The 1,028-nt window shown below is 63.3% G+C and carries 1 protein-coding gene; it reads right to left on the bottom strand.

Features of this window, described 5'->3' with window-relative positions:
- A partial coding sequence (locus DT603_RS15770; RefSeq protein WP_162350946.1) for an IS701 family transposase occupies positions 1-957 on the bottom strand: 957 nt, incomplete at its 3' end.
- Between the last annotated feature and the right edge of the window lie 71 nt (positions 958-1,028).

The following is a 1,028-nucleotide window of genomic DNA, read 5'->3' as shown; positions in this document are numbered from 1 at the left end:
CTCGACCAGCAGCCACTGCTCGTAATGTGCCGGGCAATTGTGGGCGGCACGAACCCGCACCGCCGCGAACCGCGAACTGAGCGTTGCGTCGCTGCCCTGGCGCCAGCTGACCTGCCGATACGTCCTTGCGGGCAAGCGCTGCGCGACTTCATGTACCGAGATCGGCGCATGTGCGCTATCGCGCATCGGTCGTGTGCGGGGCCGACCGCCCTTAGGGCTGGCTGGCGGCATGGGCGCAGGTTGGTGCGATCCCCACCAGACCTTCGTGTTGCTGCGGACGCCAACCATGTACAGCAGGCCGCGTTCGCTGAGCTGGTCTCGCCAGTGGGTCTCGGTGCCGTAGGCCGCATCGGCTAGCACGACGCCTGCCGCAATCCCTGTCGCCAGCGCGCTGTCGATCTGATCCATGGCCAGCGCTGTCTTGGTCTGAAACACGACCTGATCCGGAACGCCTGCCTTCTTGCGCCGCACAGTGTCCTGAGCCCACTGCTCGGGAAGATACAGCCGATAGCCCACTGGCAGGCTGCCGTGTTCGTTGGCGATCGACAAACTCACGGCAACCTGGCAATTGTCCGTCTTGCCAAGGCGGCCGCAGTACTGGCGTGCAACACCGACCGAATGCACCCCCTTCTTTGAAAATCCCGTGTCGTCCACGATCCAGTGACACGCTGCGCTCTTCCTGCTCAGGGGCGGCAGCACCTGTGCCGCCACCGCCGCCAGCAGCGCTTGATCGCTCCAGTCGGCATCGGCCACCAGATGGTGCATCGATTGATGGGCTGAGCGCACGTTCTGCGGGTGCACCCGCGCGGCCATGGGCTCCACGCTCTTGCGCCCTCCAGGCAGTAGCAACCCCTTCAGGTACCAGTGTGCGGGCTGTTTGCGATCCGCATGGGACAGGGCGGCAGCAACTACTTCCCCGTACTGTTCAAAACGCACTTCCAGTGTCCTATTCAACACAGCTCTCCCGCGCGGCCTGAAGGTCTTCCAATAGTGGCACAAAGGTACGATTATTTGTAACACAGTGGAAT

This window comes from Pseudoxanthomonas gei, assembly GCF_010119615.1.
Classification (GTDB): Bacteria; Pseudomonadota; Gammaproteobacteria; order Xanthomonadales; family Xanthomonadaceae; genus Pseudoxanthomonas_A; species Pseudoxanthomonas_A gei.
Note: the sequence above shows the minus strand (reverse complement) of the source record. Positions and strands in the feature narration are given on the sequence as shown.